The 18,878-nt window shown below is 49.1% G+C and carries 17 protein-coding genes; 9 read left to right on the top strand and 8 right to left on the bottom strand.

Translation table 11 applies throughout. From position 1 onward, the window contains the following. The first annotated feature begins 166 nt into the window (after nt 1–166). Together H9Q13_RS03545 and H9Q13_RS03550 are read left to right on the top strand one after the other, a co-directional pair. Nucleotides 167–2,119, top strand: coding sequence for an AAA domain-containing protein (locus H9Q13_RS03545; protein ID WP_191182356.1), 1,953 nt, complete (start codon nt 167–169; stop codon nt 2,117–2,119). A 122-nt stretch (nt 2,120–2,241) separates the two neighbouring features. Continuing rightward, entirely contained in the window at nt 2,242–2,757 is a 516-nt protein-coding gene (locus H9Q13_RS03550; RefSeq protein WP_191182357.1) for an FKBP-type peptidyl-prolyl cis-trans isomerase, read from the top strand. A gap of 75 nt (nt 2,758–2,832) precedes the next feature. On the opposite strand, the gene H9Q13_RS03555 is transcribed toward H9Q13_RS03550, so the two are convergent. Next, on the bottom strand, nt 2,833–3,420 hold the full coding sequence (locus tag H9Q13_RS03555; protein WP_191182358.1) for an acyl carrier protein phosphodiesterase: 588 nt from the start codon (nt 3,418–3,420) through the stop codon (nt 2,833–2,835). Between the two features lie 137 nt (nt 3,421–3,557). On the opposite strand from H9Q13_RS03555, the gene H9Q13_RS03560 reads away from it, so the two are divergent. Together H9Q13_RS03560 and H9Q13_RS03565 are read left to right on the top strand one after the other, a co-directional pair. Further along, nucleotides 3,558–4,052: a pyridoxamine 5'-phosphate oxidase family protein gene (locus tag H9Q13_RS03560; RefSeq protein ID WP_191182359.1), complete on the top strand. Its 495-nt coding sequence runs from the start codon at nt 3,558–3,560 to the stop codon at nt 4,050–4,052. A 118-nt stretch (nt 4,053–4,170) separates the two neighbouring features. Next, the gene (locus H9Q13_RS03565) at nt 4,171–4,908 is read left to right on the top strand and encodes a spheroidene monooxygenase (RefSeq protein WP_191182360.1); all 738 of its coding nucleotides are present in this window, start codon (nt 4,171–4,173) and stop codon (nt 4,906–4,908) included. 16 nt (nt 4,909–4,924) lie between these two features. On the opposite strand, the gene H9Q13_RS03570 is transcribed toward H9Q13_RS03565, so the two are convergent. Together H9Q13_RS03570 and H9Q13_RS03575 are read right to left on the bottom strand one after the other, a co-directional pair. Continuing rightward, nucleotides 4,925–5,620 carry a DUF1003 domain-containing protein gene (locus tag H9Q13_RS03570; protein ID WP_191182361.1) on the bottom strand — a complete coding sequence of 232 codons (696 nt, stop codon included), beginning with the start codon at nt 5,618–5,620 and terminating at the stop codon, nt 4,925–4,927. A 108-nt stretch (nt 5,621–5,728) separates the two neighbouring features. Next, entirely contained in the window at nt 5,729–6,382 is a 654-nt protein-coding gene (locus tag H9Q13_RS03575; protein WP_191182362.1) for a DsbA family protein, read from the bottom strand. Between the two features lie 278 nt (nt 6,383–6,660). On the opposite strand from H9Q13_RS03575, the gene leuS reads away from it, so the two are divergent. The 3 genes from leuS to H9Q13_RS03590 all read left to right on the top strand — a co-directional run bounded on the left by leuS (nt 6,661) and on the right by H9Q13_RS03590 (nt 12,059). Next, on the top strand, nt 6,661–9,432 hold the full coding sequence (gene leuS / locus H9Q13_RS03580; protein ID WP_191182363.1) for a leucine--tRNA ligase: 2,772 nt from the start codon (nt 6,661–6,663) through the stop codon (nt 9,430–9,432). Nucleotides 9,433–9,556: 124 nt separating this feature from the next. Then, complete coding sequence (locus tag H9Q13_RS03585; protein WP_191182364.1) at nt 9,557–10,402, top strand: universal stress protein; 846 nt, start codon at nt 9,557–9,559, stop codon at nt 10,400–10,402. Nucleotides 10,403–10,409: 7 nt separating this feature from the next. Continuing rightward, a complete protein-coding gene (locus H9Q13_RS03590; RefSeq protein WP_191182365.1) occupies nt 10,410–12,059 on the top strand; it encodes a cation:proton antiporter in 1,650 nt (549 codons plus the stop codon). Nucleotides 12,060–12,117: 58 nt separating this feature from the next. Here the strand turns inward: H9Q13_RS03590 and H9Q13_RS03595 are convergent, their stop codons facing one another. From H9Q13_RS03595 to ispG, 4 genes are all read right to left on the bottom strand, one after another. Next, a complete protein-coding gene (locus H9Q13_RS03595; RefSeq protein ID WP_191182366.1) occupies nt 12,118–12,615 on the bottom strand; it encodes a MarR family winged helix-turn-helix transcriptional regulator in 498 nt (165 codons plus the stop codon). Between the two features lie 328 nt (nt 12,616–12,943). Beyond that, a complete protein-coding gene (locus tag H9Q13_RS03600) occupies nt 12,944–13,297 on the bottom strand; it encodes an MmcQ/YjbR family DNA-binding protein (RefSeq protein ID WP_191182367.1) in 354 nt (117 codons plus the stop codon). Between the two features lie 9 nt (nt 13,298–13,306). After that, entirely contained in the window at nt 13,307–13,471 is a 165-nt protein-coding gene (locus H9Q13_RS03605; RefSeq protein WP_191182368.1) for a DUF6728 family protein, read from the bottom strand. A 109-nt stretch (nt 13,472–13,580) separates the two neighbouring features. Then, nucleotides 13,581–15,554 (bottom strand): (E)-4-hydroxy-3-methylbut-2-enyl-diphosphate synthase, encoded by a 1,974-nt coding sequence (gene ispG / locus H9Q13_RS03610; protein ID WP_191182369.1) that lies wholly within the window; start codon nt 15,552–15,554, stop codon nt 13,581–13,583. A 156-nt stretch (nt 15,555–15,710) separates the two neighbouring features. Here ispG and H9Q13_RS03615 point away from each other — a divergent pair, with 156 nt between their 5' ends. Together H9Q13_RS03615 and H9Q13_RS03620 are read left to right on the top strand one after the other, a co-directional pair. Further along, complete coding sequence (locus H9Q13_RS03615) at nt 15,711–16,217, top strand: flavodoxin family protein (protein ID WP_191182370.1); 507 nt, start codon at nt 15,711–15,713, stop codon at nt 16,215–16,217. 14 nt (nt 16,218–16,231) lie between these two features. Then, the gene (locus tag H9Q13_RS03620; protein WP_191182371.1) at nt 16,232–16,603 is read left to right on the top strand and encodes a hypothetical protein; all 372 of its coding nucleotides are present in this window, start codon (nt 16,232–16,234) and stop codon (nt 16,601–16,603) included. Nucleotides 16,604–16,653: 50 nt separating this feature from the next. Here the strand turns inward: H9Q13_RS03620 and H9Q13_RS03625 are convergent, their stop codons facing one another. Next, nucleotides 16,654–18,846: a glutamine synthetase III family protein gene (locus H9Q13_RS03625; protein WP_191182372.1), complete on the bottom strand. Its 2,193-nt coding sequence runs from the start codon at nt 18,844–18,846 to the stop codon at nt 16,654–16,656. Between the last annotated feature and the right edge of the window lie 32 nt (nt 18,847–18,878).

An 18,878-nucleotide genomic window follows, 5' to 3' on the forward strand; every position in this document is an offset into this window, starting at 1 on the left:
ACCAGACAAGGGTTAGCGTAATAGCGGATTTGTTTAGGTATAGGCTGGAATTAATTAAAGCACAATTTTTGTTATGAAACGATGCCTCTAACGGAGGTATGATGTTTATAACAAAAGCGATTTCAAAGGCTGGCGCTTAAAACCAGCCTTTCTTTTTGGACAACGAATGATCGATATATTCAAAGAACTGAAGCAGGTACAGGAACTGCTTAAAATAGAACAGGAAGAAGACCGGCAGCAATACAAGCTGAAGGCGCTCAAAAGCAGCATCACCGAGCGCAAGGCTATGGGCCTGTGCTGGTATCCGGTAGTGATCTCCAAAGAGGAAATCGGTTTTGGCAACAAGGTAGTGCTCGAACTGGAGCGCACCTCAGACCGTGACCAGCTGCACCTTTTCCAACCCGGCAAAACAGCTTCCCTCTTTACCAACAGCGGCTCCAACAGTGGTGAGCGCACCAACCTCAGCGGCGTTGTGCTCAGTGTAAAGCGTAACAAAGTACTGTTTGCCACCAACAAGGAAGATCTGCCTGATTGGATAGACAATGGCCGCTTGGGTGTTGAGCTTACTTTTGATGAGATCAGCTACCGCGAAATGGAGATTGCCCTGAAAAAGGTGCAGGAAGCGCAAGGCAGTCGTTTGGCTGAACTGCGCGATATTATGCTGGGCGTGAAATCGGCCTCCTTTACCAATGCACCGATGGAGGAGATTCAGGAACTGAACGGGTCGCAGAACGAGGCGGTTCGGAAGATCTCGCAGGCAAACGATGTCGCCATCATACATGGCCCTCCGGGAACCGGTAAAACCACTACCCTGGTGCAGGCCATCCTTCATACCCTCAAAACCCAGAAGCGACTGCTTGTTACGGCCCCTTCCAACACGGCGGTTGACCTGCTGACCGAGAAACTGGCTAACGAAGGTATAAACGTGATCCGGATTGGCAACCCTTCGCGGGTTTCGGATGTGCTGCTGGAACACACGCTTGATGCCCAGGTAATGGCGCACCGCGCTTACAAAGACCTGAAAAACCTTCGGAAAACCGCAGAGGAGTACAAGCGAATGGCCTTCCAGTTCAAGCGCAAGTTCGGACATCAGGAGCGGGCGCAGCGACAGTTATACAAATCGGAAAGCCATCGTTTGTTGGAAGAAGCTGATAATGTGGAGCATTACATCACCGATGATTTGCTGGACCATGTGCAGGTGATAACCTGTACTCTGGTGGGAGCCGCCAACAAAGCCATCCGCCACCTGAAATATGATACCGTATTCATTGACGAAGCTGCCCAGGCACTGGAGCCGGCCTGCTGGATTCCGATAAGCCGGGCCAATCGGGTGGTGCTGGCCGGTGACCATTGCCAGCTGCCTCCTACCATCAAGTCGCTGGAGGCTGACAAAGGCGGCTTGAGTACGACCTTGTTTGAAAAGTGCATTGAGCGGCAGCCGGAGGTTTCGGTTATGCTGAAAACGCAGTACCGTATGCACCATCATATCATGGAGTTCTCGAACGGGCAGTTCTACGGTGGCGAGCTGGTGGCGCACGAAAGCGTACACAGCAGCGACCTGCATGGGTATAGCAGCCTGTTCGCACCGGGCATGGCCGTGGAGTTTATCGATACGGCAGGCTGTGGCTACAACGAAACCGAAATCCCTGACAGTTTGAGTTCCGCTAACCCGGAGGAGGCCGACCTGCTGATCAACCACCTGTCAAGGTTACTGCAGGACTATGACGAAGATGATGAAGTGGCTCCGTTGAAGATCGGCGTAATTGCCCCCTACCGGGCACAGATCAACTACCTGCAGGACAAAGTGGAGCATACCCCGCGCCTCCAGGAACTGTTCCGTAAAAGGCAACTTTCCATCGGCACGGTAGATAGTTTTCAGGGGCAGGAGCGCGATATCATCTGTATGAGCCTGGTGCGCAGCAATGAGCGGGGCGAAATCGGATTTCTGGCTGATGTGAGGCGCATGAATGTGGCCATGACCCGTGCCCGCCGCAAACTGATCATCGTTGGCGACAGTGCCACGCTTTCCCTGAATCCATTTTTCGCAGAGTTGCTGACTTACGTGGAAAGCATCGGCGCCTATAAAAGTGCCTGGGAGTTAACGGAGAGCCTGCCCTAACGTAGGTATAGGTATAAATTTCTAATTTTAAACAGACAGAGGGTACTGGAAAAAATGCCGGTCGGGTTATGCTTCTCCGGTTTATCTTTCTACCTTTCTGCTATCAAAACAAAAAAATTAACATGAAAATCGAGAAAAACAGAGTGGTGACGCTCTCTTATGAGCTTCGTATCCAAAACGAAAACAGTGAGCAAACCCTCGTAGAAATAGCGAATGAAGAAAATCCGATGGTGTTCATCTATGGCATGAGCGGCCTTCCGGAGCAGTTTGAAGAGAACCTGGATGGAAAGAGCGCTGGCGACGAATTCGACTTTAAGCTGGCATCTGAGGCTGGATACGGCGATTTTGACCAGAACGCTGTGGTAGAACTGCCGATGAGCGTATTTGAAGTAGAAGGCGGTATACCTGAGAACATGCTGGAAGTGGGCAATTTTATCCCAATGTCTGACAGCGAAGGCAACCAACTCCAGGGCCGTGTGGCAGAACTGAGAGAGAATACTGTGCTGATGGACTTCAATCATCCACTGGCTGGCAAAGAGCTTTTCTTCAAAGGCAAAGTAGAGAAAGTGCGCGAAGCTACGGCCGAAGAGCTTGACCATGGCCACGTTCACGGCGAAGGCGGCGTACACCACCATTAAGCATCACATTTTTATAAAACAGAAAAGGAGCCGCAGGTATAGCGGCTCCTTTTCTGTTTTATTACGCTATACCTGTCAGTCAAGTAATAGAATAGTTTCGTCTACATAGGCCATCAGCTCCGGGAAGAAAATGGAAAAATCGCGATTATACATGCTGTAATTGTTGAGTAGCTCCTCTCCTGCCGTATCCATCCCCGATTCAAAGCTAGTCCTTCTGCTGAGTCCTCCCAGGGCCTGCCCTATACCTGAAACCTCGGCGTACGATAGCAGCCAATTCTGCTTCATCATGTAAGGAAAGAAATACTGCACACGCTCAGGCAGCACATCAAAATGCCCGCTGATCAAGGTATAGACACGGTTGGTATATTCTGCCAGCGGCTCACTCGAAAACTCATCAAAACGGCTAGCCAGAAAATGGTCGAAGTACAAGTCAGCTACCACGGGCGCATATTTTCTGTAGAGCGGCCGCAGTCGGGCTTTCGTTTCCGCCACCACCGGGTGCGTATCCGTGTAGGTATCAATCAGGCGGTGCAGCTTTATGCCACGGGCTATACCCGGTGCGTAACGTTCAGCCTGTTTCCCCTTCACGGCATCTGCTATAAAATTGCCAATCAGAAGCTCTTCGTCGTTGCCTGATAGAAAGGTATGGGCCAGGTAGTTCAAATTGATTCGGGTTATTTGCGTATTCGTCCAAACATCTTGCTGATGGAATGGTTCTAACTTCGATCAGGTATGGGCTGACAAACTCTTTGGCTGAAGCGCCCGTACTCAATTACAAATCCAATTTACAACATATCACTATGAATAACGAACGAAAAGAGAATCTGCAAAAACTGATTGAGCTGATAGAGGACATAGACTTCACGATGATGACCACGGTTGATGACGATGGAAGTCTGAGAAGCCGCCCGATGAGCACCCAGAAACTAGGAGAAGATGGCGTGATTTGGTTCTTCACAGGTTACGAGTCGGGCAAATCCCACGAGATCAAACACGATTCGCATGTGAACCTGAGCTACTCCAAGCCTTCTGACAACATGTATGTATCGGTATCCGGAAGAGCTACCCTCTCCAAGGACAAAGCCAAAATAGATGAATTGTGGTCGCCTGTCCTTAAGGCTTGGTTCCCGGGGGGGAAAGATGATCCGAACATTGGGCTTATAAAAGTAGACATAGATAAAGCCGAATATTGGGACTCTCCAAACAGTGCTGTAACACAGTTGATCGGATTCGTGAAAGCCAGTCTGACTGGCGAAAGCTACGATCCGGGCGAGAATAAGAAAATCAATTTGTAGGTATACGGCATCACAAAATAAACCTGAACACCTGCCAAACAATTGGGTTTGGCAGGTGTTTTTGCAAGGAGCGTTTCGTAAATTGCCCAAGCAGTAGCACCTTTTACATATCAATACTTTGCAAACTACTAAACCCCGTACTGACCAACTGACCACCCTGACGCTTTTTGGTTTCCGGAAAGGGCATATCCGCTGGGGACTGGCTCAGATGGGGACAAAAGGTGCCGCACACGACCAGGTGCCAGGTCTACTATTTTATAAATTACTGGGTAGCGGCAAAGGCAAAGGGTTTAGCATACAGCCTAATTTTAGAAGGTATGGCCTGCTGTGTACCTGGGAGAGCGAAGAAGCGGCCGATGAATTTCTGGAGCGTTCGGAACTCATGCTCGAATATCGCCTGCATACCTATGAGATCTGGACCGTTAAGTTGCTCCCTACCCAGGCACATGGGCTTTGGGATGGCAAACAGCCCTTCACCCCGCAACTATCTGAAACGCCCTACGTTGGACCTGTGGCTGTGCTCACCCGCGCATCCATTAACTGGAAAGCCTTGCCGCAGTTTTGGCGTTTTACCCCCCAAGTAAGCAAAGCATTGGATACGGCTCAGGGCTTGATCTGCTCGATCGGGTTAGGGGAATTACCCTTGATACGGCAGGCCACTTTCAGTGTATGGGAGTCTATGGATGCTATGAAAGCCTATGCCTATCGGGGAAATTTGCATCAGGAAGTCATTAAACGAACCCGCGCCGAGAAGTGGTACAGCGAAGAACTCTTTGCCCGCTTCATACCTAAAGAGAGTAATGGACTTTGGGATGGAAAGAATCCTTTAGTTACGTTGCTTTCGAAGCAGGTATAGCACTTGCGCGCTTCACTTACTTTCTGGAATGATTCAGAATATCCTCCATCAAATCGACCTGTATCTGTTGTATTTCAAGCAGGCGCTGGTTTTGGTGAACGATCAGGTGGTCGATCTTTTCGTGCAGTAACCTGATTTCCAGTTCTGCCTTTAGGTTTACTTTATAATCATACTCGGATCGCTGCCGGTCTTTTGCCTCTTTACGGTTTTGGCTCATCATGATGATGGGCGCCTGTATAGCCGCTAAACAAGACAGAATCAGGTTGAGCAGGATGAAGGGATAGGGGTCGAAGGGGAGGGTGGCCAGCAAGTATACGTTTACTAGCACCCAAAGCAGGATAAAGCCAAAAAAAGCCATTATAAAGATCCAGCTGCCACCAAATGAGGCAATCCGGTCGGCCATTCGGTCACCCAGGGGCAGGTTCTCCAGTATGTCCGACTCTATGTTGGTGGACAGCAGCTCGTTTTCCTGAATACTGTCGAGCACCTCCTTTTCCAGCACCGTGATCTCGCCCATTTCCTTTTCCAGGAGTTGCTCTAAGTATTTCTTGCGATATACATTCAGGTTTCCAACCGCTACATAAGACTCGTCTGTAAAGTCAGGGTAATCTGCCTGTATCAGTTTAAAAATAGGCCGACGGATAGCGGCACCTAAAACCAGCTGGTTAAGTGGAAGTTGCCTTTTGGTGACATGGCAGACTGCGGTTTTCAAGTCTTGATGATTAAGGTATAGATCAGACCTTGATTTGTACGTAATCTGCCAGGCAGGTATAAAAAAAACAGCCAACAATTTGTATTGGCTGTTTTTTTAAAAGTGGCTTTATGACGGTTGACTGCCTTTCAGGGCCTCTTCCAATCTGGCCTTTAGTGCATCGTACAAACGATAGCCACGACTAAGCAAGTTAACATGGTGCCCGGTAAGCAGGTATACGCTGGGAAAGGCATCGGCCTGCAGATGACGGGCGATCTGGAAGTCCTGCTTCGTCTTCTCCTTCATTTCATCTGAGTTGAATTTCTCCAGAAAGGCGTCCTCCTCTATACCTAGTTTAAAGGCGATCTCAGCCAATACCGCCGCTTTGGTTACGTCATTGTTGCGGGCATAAAAAGCGCGTTGTACCTCTTCGGCCATTTCCAGTTCCTTGTCTGCCTGCAGGTAGCGCATGGTCACAACAGCACGGCAAGCGGGCTCGGTATCGTAAACAAAACTTTCTCGCTCAAAGAATCCGAAATCGAACGCCTGGCCTGTCGCTTTTTCAACTTCCTGCCAATGCTGCTGCACAGCTGCTTTCATCTGCTCATCCATTGGTTCAGTTGTACCCGGACGCAAACCACCCAGCACCAGTTTGAAATTGAGTTTGCCTTCCTGTTCTTTTTTAAGACGGTGCAATACCGGCGCAAAGCCATAGCACCAGGAGCACATCGGGTCCATCACATAAATCAGGTGCGGAACATCCAGCAGGTCATATTTTTCCATCTTGTTTCTGTGTTGCTTCAGCTTACAAAGGTAGACACTAATTGTTAAATGGTTAAATTGTTAATTGTTGAACTATGCGCTGCAGGAGCTACACGTGAGAAGGAAAACATGTTACTGATGTCAAGCGGTATAGCGTATGATACTCCTTCACCTGAAATTTAAAAGCTAACCAACAACCGTTTACCATGTAGCAATTTAACCCTACAACCATTTAACCATTTAACAATTATCAAGTATCTTAGCAGCTTGATTTAGAGCAAGCGAATACACGAGAAACCATGTCAGAGTATAATTTCAATCAGATTGAGAAGAAGTGGCAGCGTTACTGGGAAGAAAACCAGACGTTTAAAGCGACCGAAAGCACCGATAAGCCAAAGTATTATGTGTTGGACATGTTCCCCTACCCTTCTGGTGCGGGTCTGCACGTAGGACACCCACTCGGCTATATCGCCTCTGATATCGTGAGCCGCTACAAACGCTCTAAAGGGTTTAATGTGCTGCACCCCATGGGTTTTGACGCATTTGGTCTGCCAGCCGAGCAATACGCCATTCAGACGGGGCAGCATCCGGCTATCACGACCGAGCAGAACATTGCCCGCTACATCGAGCAGCTGAAGAATATTGGCTTCTCCTACGAATGGGAGCGCGAAGTGCGAACCTCTGACCCTGGCTATTACAAGTGGACACAGTGGATCTTTATGCAGCTGTTTAACAGCTATTATAATTACACAACCGATAAGGCCGAGCCCATTGACAAGCTAATCGCAGCCTTTGAGACTAACGGCAATGCAAAAATCAACGCTGCCTGCGACGAAGACACGCCTGCTTTTACTGCTGAAGACTGGAAAGCCATGAACGAGCAGGAGAAAGCCCAAGTCCTCCTCCACTACAGACTGACTTATGTGGCGGATGCCGTGGTAAACTGGTGTCCTGCCCTGGGTACCGTATTGGCCAACGACGAAGTAAAAGACGGACAGTCTGAGCGTGGCGGTTACCCGGTTGAGCGCAAACTCATGCGCCAGTGGATGATGCGCATCACGGCTTATGCCGAACGCCTTTTGCAGGGACTCGACACCATTGACTGGCCTGAGCCAGTGAAGGAAATGCAGCGCAACTGGATTGGCAAATCGGTCGGTGCCGAACTTGACTTTGCCGTGGAAGGTGCTGCATCTGAGAAGATTAAGGTCTTCACCACCCGCATTGATACCATATTCGGAGCTTCCTTTGTTGTACTGGCCCCCGAACATGAGTTGGTTGCACAAATTACAACAGACGAGCAACGTGCAGAGGTGGAAGCTTACGTAAACGTGGCTAAAAACCGTTCGGAGCGTGAGCGCATGACTGATGTGAAAACCGTAAGCGGTGTCTTTACAGGGGCCTACGCTGTCAATCCGCTTTCTGAAGAGCGTGTGCCGATCTGGATAGCTGACTATGTGCTGGCGGGTTACGGCACAGGCGCTGTCATGGCTGTTCCGGGACATGACTCCCGTGACTATGCTTTCGCCAAGCACTTTAACTTGCCTATAAAAGAAGTAGTGGCGGGCGGTAATCTGGAAGAAGAGGCTTATGCCGGAAAAGAAGGCAAAATCATCAACTCCGGCTTCCTGAACGGCCTGGAAGTGAAAGACGCGATAAAAGCAGGTATAGCCAAGGCCGAAGAACTAGGGGTTGGCAAAGGCCGCACGCAGTACCGTATGCGCGACGCCGTTTTCAGCCGCCAGCGTTATTGGGGCGAGCCGGTTCCTGTTTACTTCAAAGACGGTATACCACACCTGCTCAACGAAAGCGAGCTGCCACTGGAGTTACCCAAGATAGACGCCTACCTGCCAACTGAGACAGGTGAGCCGCCTTTAGGGCGTGCAGTGGATTGGAAGTATCAGGGGCAATATGAGTACGAACTGAGCACCATGCCTGGTTGGGCCGGCTCAAGCTGGTACTGGTACCGCTACATGGATCCGCAAAACAATCAGGCCTTCGCCGATAAAGATAAGGTGGCGTACTGGCGCAATGTGGACCTCTACATGGGAGGTGCTGAGCACGCCACCGGTCACCTCCTCTACTCCCGCTTCTGGAACAAGTTTATGTTCGACTTGGAGTTGGTGGTGGAGCAAGAGCCGTTCAAAAAACTCATCAACCAGGGTATGATCCAAGGGCGATCCAACTTTGTATACCGTGTGAAGGATACTAATACCTATGTTTCCTATGGCCTGCGCAAAGATTATGACACTACTCCGCTGCATGTGGATGTAAACATCGTGGAGAACGACGAACTGGACCTGGAAGCTTTCAAAGCCTGGAGACCGGAGAACGCCAAGGCGGAATTTATTCTGGAAGATGGCAAGTATACCTGCGGTGTAGAGATCGAAAAGATGTCGAAGTCTAAGTACAACGTAGTGAACCCGGATATACTGGTAGAGCGTAACGGTGCGGATACACTGCGCATGTACGAAATGTTCCTTGGCCCTTTGGAGCAGTTCAAACCCTGGAACACGAACGGCATGGACGGTGTGACAAAATTCCTGAAGCGCTTCTGGAATCTCTTCCATAGCAGTGACGGTCATTTTGCCGTGACCGACGAGGCGCCAACAGCAGCAGAACTGAAAACATTGCATAAGACCATCAAAAAGGTAGAGGAAGACATCGAGCGCTTTTCGTTCAATACCTCGGTGTCTACTTTTATGATCTGCGTAAATGAGTTAACAGCGCTGAAAACCAGTAAGCGTGCTATTCTTGAGCCATTGACCATCGCGTTGGCACCCTATGCACCGCATATAGCGGAAGAGCTTTGGGAAAAGCTAGGTCACAGTGAAAGCATTACCTTCGCACCCTTTCCGGCCTGGGATGAAAAGTTCCTGGTGGAGAATACATTTGACTATCCTGTCTCGGTAAACGGTAAGGTACGCGCTAAGCTGACCTTTGCTACAGACGCAGCACGAGATGACATGGAAAAGACTGTATTGGCCGATGAACAGGTAACGAAATTTTTTGAAGGAAAAGCACCAAAGAAAATTATTATAGTCCCTAACAAAATCATCAACGTGGTGGTATAAGTATTTCCATCTTACCACTAACTTTTCTGAAAGCCGCTCGGGTCCCCAACCTGGCGGCTTTTGGTTTATATGGGTCAACAATAATCGTGTCTGTTGCCGTATAGCTATTATAAGCTATACCTGTATGCTCCGTATACTTGCTCCCACCGACTTTTCCATGGATGGCTACAATGCCACTTTGGTCGCCATGCGGCTAGCGCAGCGCTTCGGTAGCCAGGTTATCTTTGTGCATGCCATGGCCAAACCTCCAGTGCCAGCCAACTCCCCAGAAAATTTATTCCAATCGCTATACCGGGAAGAAGAACAAAAAAACCTCGAGAAGCTGCGGGAAGAATGTCAACATTTGCTCGATATTCTGAATATGCGACACGGGGAGATCCACTATAAAACAGTGGTGGTTCCCACTCCGTTTGCCGAATCTATGCTGGAGGTGATATACAGAGAGAAAATTGACCTGGTGGTGATGGGTAGTCGGGGTAGCACCAGCCTACGAAAAATTCTGCTGGGCAGTAGCACACAGGAACTGATGAGATTGACGACGGTGCCGCTGCTCATTATACCTTCTTTTTTTGTCTTTGATGGGTTTAAACGTGTTACCATTTTGCTGCAGCATAAGGCACAGTCCTATAGGCCAGGCGTCAAAGTTCTGGAACGACTGGCTAGCAGTTATAACGCCACGCTGCATTTCTTGATTATGACACAGGACGGAAGGCAAATCCACAATATTACAGAAATATGCACCGACACAGCCAACTGGCAATATTTACTGGAATTTCCTCACTCCATCAGTTCGATGGCTGAAACGGATACGCTGGCTGGACTGAAAGATCATATGGCACAGAAACGTACCGATTTAATCGTGTTGTTTCCCGACCGACGAAGCATTTGGGAGGATTTCTTTTCCCAAAACATTGCAGACGATCTGGCGGCCCAGCCCAAAGTACCCATACTAATCCTTCCCAATCAATAATACCCCGATGGATCATGTTCTCAACAATCCTTTTTTTGAGCTGTCCATTATACTGGCCATCGCTGCCATCTTAGGGGGTATTGGGCTGCTGCTTCGTCAGCCCCTCATTGTCATGTTTATTGCCCTCGGTATTTTAGTCGGGCCTTCTGCGCTTAACTTGGTCTCCTCCTCCCAAATGGTGCATTTACTGGCCGACCTGGGTATAGCGCTGTTGCTTTTTGTGGTAGGGCTCAAACTGGATCTAAAACTCATACGCTCCACCGGCGCAATCGCCCTGATGACAGGCCTGGGTCAGGTTGTTTTCACATCTGTCCTGGGTTATATCCTTGGTATTGCGCTAGGGTATGACCACGTTACCTCTCTCTACATTGCCATTGCCCTTACCTTCTCCAGTACCATTATCATCGTCAAACTACTTTCCGACAAGAACGAAATCGATTCTTTGCATGGCCAGATCGCCATCGGCTTCCTGATTGTGCAGGACATCGTGGTCGTGTTGCTGATGATCGTTTTGTCTGCGCTGGATGCCAAGGCAGGTTCTTTTCCTATGGTGAGTATCTTACAGGTTTTGCTCACAGGCAGTGCCATCGTGGCCGTCATTGGCTTGTTGATGCGCTTCATTCTGCCTCGTCTCGTCAATTTTCTTGCTCACTCTCAGGAACTTCTGGTCTTGTTTTCTATCTCCTGGGCGGTGGCAGTGGCATCAGCATGCGATTACCTGGATTTCAGCCGTGAGGTCGGCGCATTTCTGGCGGGTGTGTCACTAGCATCTACCCCCTACCGAGAGATAATTAGTGGTCGCCTGGTGAGCCTGCGTGACTTTCTGCTGCTCTTTTTTTTCATCAACCTGGGTTCGCAGCTGAATTTGAGCCTGCTGGGAGAGCAAATTGGACCCTCACTCATTTTTTCAGTTTTTGTACTGGTAGGAAACCCTCTGATAGTAGTAGCCATCATGGGGGTGATGGGTTACCGCAAGCGAACTAGTTTTCTGGCTGGGCTAACCGTTGCTCAAATCAGTGAGTTTTCTTTGATTTTCGCAGCCATGGGGCTAAGCATGGGGCATATTCAGGAAAGTTCTGTAGGGCTTATTACGTTGGTAGGTCTCATTACCATTGGCCTATCTACCTATATGATCCTCTACTCCCATCAACTGTACGATCTGGTGGCTCCCTTTTTGCATGTGTTCGAGCGGCGTGTCCCTTTCCGGGAAGAGCATGGCGACGAGGCTATCCCGGCACAAGTGGATGTCGTGCTTTTTGGTTTGGGTCGTTACGGTGGCAATATTGCATTGACGCTGCAGAGGGAGAACATAAAAATGATCGGCGTCGATTTCGATCCGCAGCAGGTTAGGTTTTGGCAGCAGCAAGGTATAGCAGCATTGTATGGTGATGTGGAAGACCCTGAAATGCCTGCCCGGCTCCCGCTGAACACAACCCGGTTCGTTATTAGCAGTCTCGGGGATGTTCGGGCTAACATTGCGCTGATCAGGTATTTGAAAGCCAGCGGCTACCAAGGCATTATCGCTGTCACCGCCCACCGCTCAGTTGACGCGGCCCGTTTAAAAGAAACAGATGCCGACCTTATTCTCTCGCCCTTTGCCGATGCCGCAGAAACTATACCTGCCAAACTGAATATTCAGAAATCTACTGATCAGTAGAAACTGATTTCATTTCCACTAAAAAGAAGAGGCGGCCTCGTGAGAGCCGCCTCTGTTGTTATACCTCTTGAATTTCTTTGATCAATCGGGCATCGGCCGTTTTAATAGACATTCGGGCTTTCTCGAGCAGGTTGCTTAACTGAACCGCCTCTTCCTCTGAGAGTCCCTGCATTAAATTATCTAGTTTGTATAACTCCAGATCAATAAGACCCAACAGTTTAAGGCCTTTATCTGATACAAGAATATTGACCAGTCGTTTGTCGCTTGAATTACGATCTACATCGACCAGACCTTTCGTTTTCAAGCGACTGACGAGCCGGGAGGTGTCCGACATTTTGTCGAGCATGTAGTTTCGCAGCACGGATGTAGAAATAGGTTTGGGGAATTGGTCTCGGAGGATTCGCAGGATATTGTACTGTTGTGCCGTCAAGTCATTCTTTTTGAAAAACTCTTCGTAACCATTAATCAATAAACTGTTTGTTAGGATGATGTTCAGACTAGCTTTCTGCCATTCGTTGCGAATGGCAATCATGCATAATTGGCGTTCTAATTGCATAGTGAGACGTAGTATTTTGGGCGAAAAATAAACTTAATATACATATATAATTTAATATATGTTGCTCCGTTCTCCTATGATGAGCTTAGACTATTCCCGTTTTACAAGACTTTAAAGCTGCATTTTGCATTTTTTCCAATGAAACCGCATCAACATGCAGGTATGCTTGCCAACAGAATGCGTTTATATGCAGGATTGCACTAATTTTGATGAGGTAGAGCCTGAAAAATTTTATTTAAAAATTTTTCAGGCTCCGACATTTTCTTGGATTCACTTAAATAAAAAGTGAAGCTATGGAGAGGTTATTTGCTCACAACGGACATTATATTTAAAGACCTGCTTGAAGCCTTATCGCCTTAGGCAGCTTGGCGAGCACTAAGGTATAGGAGTCGTCTATCCATTGTTGCAGAAGCGAGTCAGACAGTCCGGCTTCGGGCAAAACTGTGTTCCAGTGTAATTTATTCATGTGATAACCGGGCAGCACGTGTGTGTACTGTTCACGCAGGGCAATAGCCTTTTCCGGGTCACATTTAAGGGCTATACCTTTAGCAAAATTTGAAATGCTGCAAAGAGCGAACATTTTTCCGCAAACCTTAAAGACCAAGGTATCCTCATCAAAGGGCAGCGCTTCGGATGTGGCAGGTTTGCTCAGGCAATATGCCCGAAAGTCCTCAATATTCATCCAAATGAATTACCAATGCTTGATAACAAAGTAAACCATGGCTGCCAAAAACATCAGGATCGAAATCTTGTTGATGGTGTGCATGGCACGGAGGTTAAAATTTGTCTTACGATTTGGGTCTTTCTTGCGGAAGAAATACGTGGCGACTTCTTTTAAATCAAATAATCCTTTCATGGGCATGTTTTTTATCTAAGCAACAGTCACCTACAGACAAAGTAAGTTTCTGTTTTGTATTAACATCATAGTAAACCATAAGATTGCATCGGAATAGCTGACTTGGCTCCTATTCCGCCAATCTCATTGGTTCAATCCACTTCTCATCCTCCCGGATCAACTCAATCAACTCATCCACCGCTTTGTCAGCCGGCACCGATTTCTTCACAACTGTTTGACCGCGGTATAGGGCTATCTTATCCTTTCCCACTCCAACATAGCCGTAATCTGCATCTGCCATTTCGCCTGGACCGTTTACAATGCAGCCCATAATACCGATTTTCACACCCTTCAAATGATCCGTGCGTTTGCGGATCATGGCGGTGGTTTCCTGTAAATCGAACAAAGTACGGCCACAGCTCGGGCAACTGATATACTCAGTTTTGCTCATGCGGGTACGGGCCGCCTGCAGTATTCCAAAGCTTAAGTTGTTGAGTTTGTCTATTGCGTACAACCACGCCCCTTTTTCCTGTTCCGGCAAAAGTTCAGTACCTAGCATGATACCATCACCCAAGCCATCTATTAACAGGCCGCCTACATCCGTGGAGGCGTAAAGCTGTACCTCATCTGCCGTGAGTTGACCATAAGACCGTTTAACGATGCAGGGAGTTTTTACCCCATTATTCATCAAACGAAAGAAACACTTGCGCAGCTCCGGCATGGCGTGCTCATTATTTGTCTGCAGCATCAGCACTGCCGTATGATCCGCTTTCAGACGCTCGATCAGCTCAGGAGTTAAATCGGCTAGGCTCGTCTCGATGAAGTTAAGCTTCGGATGAAGCGCAACCGCTTCCAGATATTGGCGAGATGTCAAAAGCGGGTGGCGATTTTCCTGGTCTTCGGCCAGCTGCCAGGGCACGTAGTTCACAATCTCCTTCAGGCCATTGGGCAGCATAAACGAAATTGGATGATCGCCGGTGTAAATGAAGTCAGCACCCAAGTCATTCATGTTGAACTTGTCGAGCAGCATTGAATACAAGTGCCCCACGCTCTTAAGGTCAGCATACTGTATGTCTGTCAGGCGGCTGAGGTCAGCCACCACACGCGGCACATTGGTTCCCCCCACATTCTCAATTTCCAAAGTTTCGCGGCGATGGTACTGGAAGGGATCTATGGGCACCTTACAAATCGGCTGAATGGGCTGTGCTTTTGCAGCACGGTGCGTGTAGCGGTCTATCAGGGCCTTCGCTACCGGAGCTTCTGCCTCCGGTGCTTCCGTCAGCGAAACACGCACGGTATCTCCCAGTCCGTCTTCCAACAGAGTGCCTATACCTACCGCCGATTTTATGCGGCCGTCTTCAGCCTCTCCCGCTTCTGTTACGCCCAGGTGCAAGGGGTAAGGCTTCAAACCTTCTTCGTCTAGTTTCTGCACCAGCAACCGATAAGCCTGCACCATTACCTGCGTGTTGGAGGCTTTCATGGATATAACAATATTGTAATACTGCTCCTCTTCGCAGATGCGCAGGAACTCCAGAGCACTTTCTACCATCCCGAGCGGTGTATCGCCATATCGACTCAAAATACGGTCTGACAACGAACCGTGGTTGGTTCCGATGCGCATAGCTGTGCCGTATTCCTTGCAAATGTGCACCAATGGTACAAAGCGTTTGCGTATACGGTCCAGTTCAGCCTGGTAGGTTATGTCATTGTATTCGATTACCTCAAACTTTTTCTTATCAGCATAGTTGCCTGGGTTGACACGAACCTTCTCTACAATGCGGGCAGCCACTTCGGCGGCGTTGGGCGTGAAATGGATGTCGGCTACCAATGGCGTGTTATAGCCCCGTCTTCGCAACTCTTCCCGAATATGGCGCAGGTTTTCCGCCTCCTTCATGCTGGGCGCCGTAATGCGGATATACTCGCAACCGGCCTCTATCATGCGGATGCACTGTTCCACAGAACCCAGGGTGTCCATGGTATCCACGGTGGTCATCGACTGCACGCGAATCGGGTGGTTCCCTCCCATCGGCACATCGCCAATGTTCACCACAATGGTTTCTCTACGTTTGTACTCCGTGAGGCTAGGGCAATAGTTCTTGTTCATATAAAGGCGTAAGCTGATGCTTCGTTCTCTTAACTAATGTTTGGCCTGCTTTGTTCAACAGGCAATTCCCGTAAATTTAGCACCATTATTCTAAAGTGTGATAAGTCAGCCAAATTTGTTGAGCAGCAGGTATACCTTAAAATAAAATTTGTAATCATGCCAACCAAAGCCCTGATCATACTGGCAAGCGCCCGGAAATCAAGCGATACAGCCAAACTCGTGAACGCACTGTTTGATGCTGATTCGGTTACCCTGATTGATCTGCTCGATTATAGCGTCAGCCCCTACCGATACGATGGCCTGTACCCAACGGAGGATAATTTTCTGGAAGTAGTGGACTTGATGCTCCTGCACGACAGGATCGTATTTGCAACGCCTGTCTATTGGTATGCTATGAGCGGATTGATGAAAACGTTTTTTGACAGGTTCACCGATATTGTGACAGTCCAAAAGGACACCGGCCGCCAACTAAAGGGGAAACAGACCTTCCTGTTGGCTGTCGGCGCAGATGATGCGCTTCCGTTGGGTTTCGAAGAACCGTTCCGCCGTACTTCCCTATACCTTGGTATGGAATTTATAGCTACCTTATACTGTGAAGCGTCCACCATTGACGTAGAAGACACAAAGAGGAAACGTTTTGTCTCGGACCTCCTGAATAATTAACAAAACCAAGTGCCATGATACACATGCCAGCCTTTATACCCAGAAATGCAGACGAGAAGTTGCGCGCCGTACTGAAATGGGGGCGACTACGCCAGGAACAGGCAAACGATGTCATCCTGATCACCAAAGACACCGTGTTGGGCTTCCTCAGGCGACAGCTGGAGCGCGGCAATTGGCGCGAGGTGCTGGAAGTGCTTAAAGGCAAACCCATGACACAGGCCAGCAGATTCATGTTGCATGAACTTCGTGATAAGATCGTTCGACGGCTTATATTCAGGTTGGGGCTGCGGCCGGTCATCGCTGCTGGGTTGGTTATAGTACTTTTGCCGATCATTTTGGCGAAAGTATCCGGGGAAGTTATTGGCTGGGTGAGGAACCGACATTAAATAAAAAGAGCACCCGATTTGGGTGCTCTTTTGCTATACCTGAATCCGGATTAGCGTCTGAACATCAGCTCGCGGTATTTTACCAGCGGCCAGTCTTCATCGTCCACCATCAGCTCGAGCTTGTCGACACTTGTACGGATTGGCTCGAAGAAGCCCAATACCTTCTCATTGTAGAAAATGGCGCGTTCCCGCACATTTTCTATCTTGTTGGCAACCTTTCGCGACTGAATCATTTCCACCACATTGACCTGGATGTTCTTGATATGGCTGGAGATTCGCTTGATGGACTCTATTGTTGTCTGCGTGTACTCATCCTCCAGCCCAAGATCCTTCAAACCACGGATGTTCTGAATCAACTTGTTCTGGTAGGCGATAGCCGTCGGGATTACGTGGTTCATGGCCAGGTCACCCATTACGCGTGACTCAATCTGAATCTTCTTGATGTATTCCTCCAGTAAAATCTCGTGGCGGGCACAAAGCTCCACTTCTGAGAAGATGCCATGGCGGGTATAAAGGGCTTTTACCTCTTCACGCTCATACACGTCTAGGGCAAGTGGCGTAGACTTGATGTTGGACAAGCCTCGCTCAGCAGCCTCGTCCTCCCACTCCTTAGAGTAACCGTTGCCTTCAAATCGGATCGCTTTGGAAGCGGCCACGTATTCGCGCAACACTTGGATGATGGCCAGTTCCTTTTTCATGTCCTTCTTTTCAATTAGCTCATCCACTGACTGGCGGAACTCCATCAGTTGGTCAGCCACGATGGTGTTGAGCACTGTCATGGAAGAAGAGCTGTTGGCAGACGAACCCACTGCCCGGAACTCGAACTTATTGCCCGTGAAAGCAAATGGGGAAGTTCTGTTACGGTCGGTGTTGTCGCGGAGGATTTCCGGGATTTTGTCTATACCTAACTTCAGGTACATGTTGTCGCCTTTTTCCATCGGAACTTTGGCCGTACGCTCCAGTTCTTCCAAAACAGCCGTTAGCTGCTGGCCCACGAATACGGACATGATGGCTGGCGGCGCTTCGTTGGCACCCAGACGGTGGTCGTTGCTGGCTGATGCGATACTGGCGCGCAACAGGTCGGCGTGCTTATGCACTGCCATGATGGTGTTGATGAAGAAAGTCAGGAACTGGAGGTTTTCCTTCGGCCGCTTGCCAGGGGCAAGCAGGTTCACACCGGTGTTGGTGCTCATCGCCCAGTTGTTGTGCTTCCCACTGCCGTTTACACCTTTATAAGGTTTCTCATGAAGCAACACTTTAAATCCATGGCGCTCTGCCACACGGTCCATAATGTCCATCAACAATTGGTTGTGGTCAACGGCCAGGTTGGCGTCCTCAAAAGTCGGGGCGCACTCAAACTGGTTGGGGGCCACTTCGTTGTGGCGTGTTCTCAACGGGATACCCAGTTTTAAGGATGACTTCTCGAAGTCGACCATAAAGGAGTGCACACGGCTTGGGATAGAACCGAAATAATGGTCTTCGAGCTGCTGGCCTTTGGCCGGCGCATGCCCAAACAAGGTACGGCCGGTCATCATCAGGTCAGGGCGGGCCTCGTAAAGTGCTCGGTCTACTAGGAAGTATTCCTGCTCTATACCTAATGTTGTGTTGACTTTTACTACTTCCTTGTCGAAATACTGGCATACCGGTACAGCCGCCTGGTTCAGCAAGTGAAGTGATTTTAACAGTGGAGTCTTGTAATCCAGCGCCTCGCCGGTATAGGAAACAAATATGGTTGGGATACAAAGGGTACGTGTACCGGCATTCTCGATCAGGAAAGCGGGGGAAGAAGGATCCCATGCGCTATAACCGCGGGCCTCAAAAGTGTTGCGAATACCGCCGCTTGGGAAAGATGAAGCATCGGGCTCCTGTTGCACCAGGGCGCTACCTTTGAAACTCTCGATCGCGTCGCCGTCACCGGTCAGGTCAAAGAAAGAGTCATGCTTTTCGGCTGTAGAACCGGTAAGTGGCTGGAACCAGTGCGTATAGTGCGTCGCGCCTTTGCTCATAGCCCATGTCTTCATGGCCGCCGCCACGGCATCGGCCAGATCGCGGTCCACTTTTTCGCCAGCCTCTATCGTGCGACCGAGTCGCTTGAAATTTTCAGAGGACATCGTGGCTCGCAATGCTGAAAAGCCGAATACGTTCTCGCCAAAATACTCAGAAATTTTGAGCGATGGCAGCGCTACCTCTGCCGGTTTGCGCTGACTTACCAGTTCGAGCGCCTTAAATCGAAGAATTGCCATGGGTTAAAGGTTAGGGTCTTAAATTTTACCAA

This window comes from Pontibacter aquaedesilientis, from assembly GCF_014773225.1.
GTDB lineage: Bacteria > Bacteroidota > Bacteroidia > Cytophagales > Hymenobacteraceae > Pontibacter > Pontibacter aquaedesilientis.

What these genes read in the sequence shown, in the direction of transcription:
- H9Q13_RS03545 (WP_191182356.1), top strand. Translation starts at nt 167, where the DNA reads ATGATCGATATATTCAAAGAACTGAAGCAGGTACAGGAACTGCTTAAA.
- H9Q13_RS03550 (WP_191182357.1), top strand. Translation starts at nt 2,242, where the DNA reads ATGAAAATCGAGAAAAACAGAGTGGTGACGCTCTCTTATGAGCTTCGT.
- H9Q13_RS03560 (WP_191182359.1), top strand. Translation starts at nt 3,558, where the DNA reads ATGAATAACGAACGAAAAGAGAATCTGCAAAAACTGATTGAGCTGATA.
- H9Q13_RS03575 (WP_191182362.1), bottom strand. Translation starts at nt 6,382, where the DNA reads ATGGAAAAATATGACCTGCTGGATGTTCCGCACCTGATTTATGTGATG.
- leuS (WP_191182363.1), top strand. Translation starts at nt 6,661, where the DNA reads ATGTCAGAGTATAATTTCAATCAGATTGAGAAGAAGTGGCAGCGTTAC.
- H9Q13_RS03585 (WP_191182364.1), top strand. Translation starts at nt 9,557, where the DNA reads ATGCTCCGTATACTTGCTCCCACCGACTTTTCCATGGATGGCTACAAT.
- H9Q13_RS03590 (WP_191182365.1), top strand. Translation starts at nt 10,410, where the DNA reads ATGGATCATGTTCTCAACAATCCTTTTTTTGAGCTGTCCATTATACTG.
- H9Q13_RS03595 (WP_191182366.1), bottom strand. Translation starts at nt 12,615, where the DNA reads ATGCAATTAGAACGCCAATTATGCATGATTGCCATTCGCAACGAATGG.
- H9Q13_RS03600 (WP_191182367.1), bottom strand. Translation starts at nt 13,297, where the DNA reads ATGAATATTGAGGACTTTCGGGCATATTGCCTGAGCAAACCTGCCACA.
- H9Q13_RS03605 (WP_191182368.1), bottom strand. Translation starts at nt 13,471, where the DNA reads ATGAAAGGATTATTTGATTTAAAAGAAGTCGCCACGTATTTCTTCCGC.
- ispG (WP_191182369.1), bottom strand. Translation starts at nt 15,554, where the DNA reads ATGAACAAGAACTATTGCCCTAGCCTCACGGAGTACAAACGTAGAGAA.
- H9Q13_RS03615 (WP_191182370.1), top strand. Translation starts at nt 15,711, where the DNA reads ATGCCAACCAAAGCCCTGATCATACTGGCAAGCGCCCGGAAATCAAGC.
- H9Q13_RS03620 (WP_191182371.1), top strand. Translation starts at nt 16,232, where the DNA reads ATGATACACATGCCAGCCTTTATACCCAGAAATGCAGACGAGAAGTTG.
- H9Q13_RS03625 (WP_191182372.1), bottom strand. Translation starts at nt 18,846, where the DNA reads ATGGCAATTCTTCGATTTAAGGCGCTCGAACTGGTAAGTCAGCGCAAA.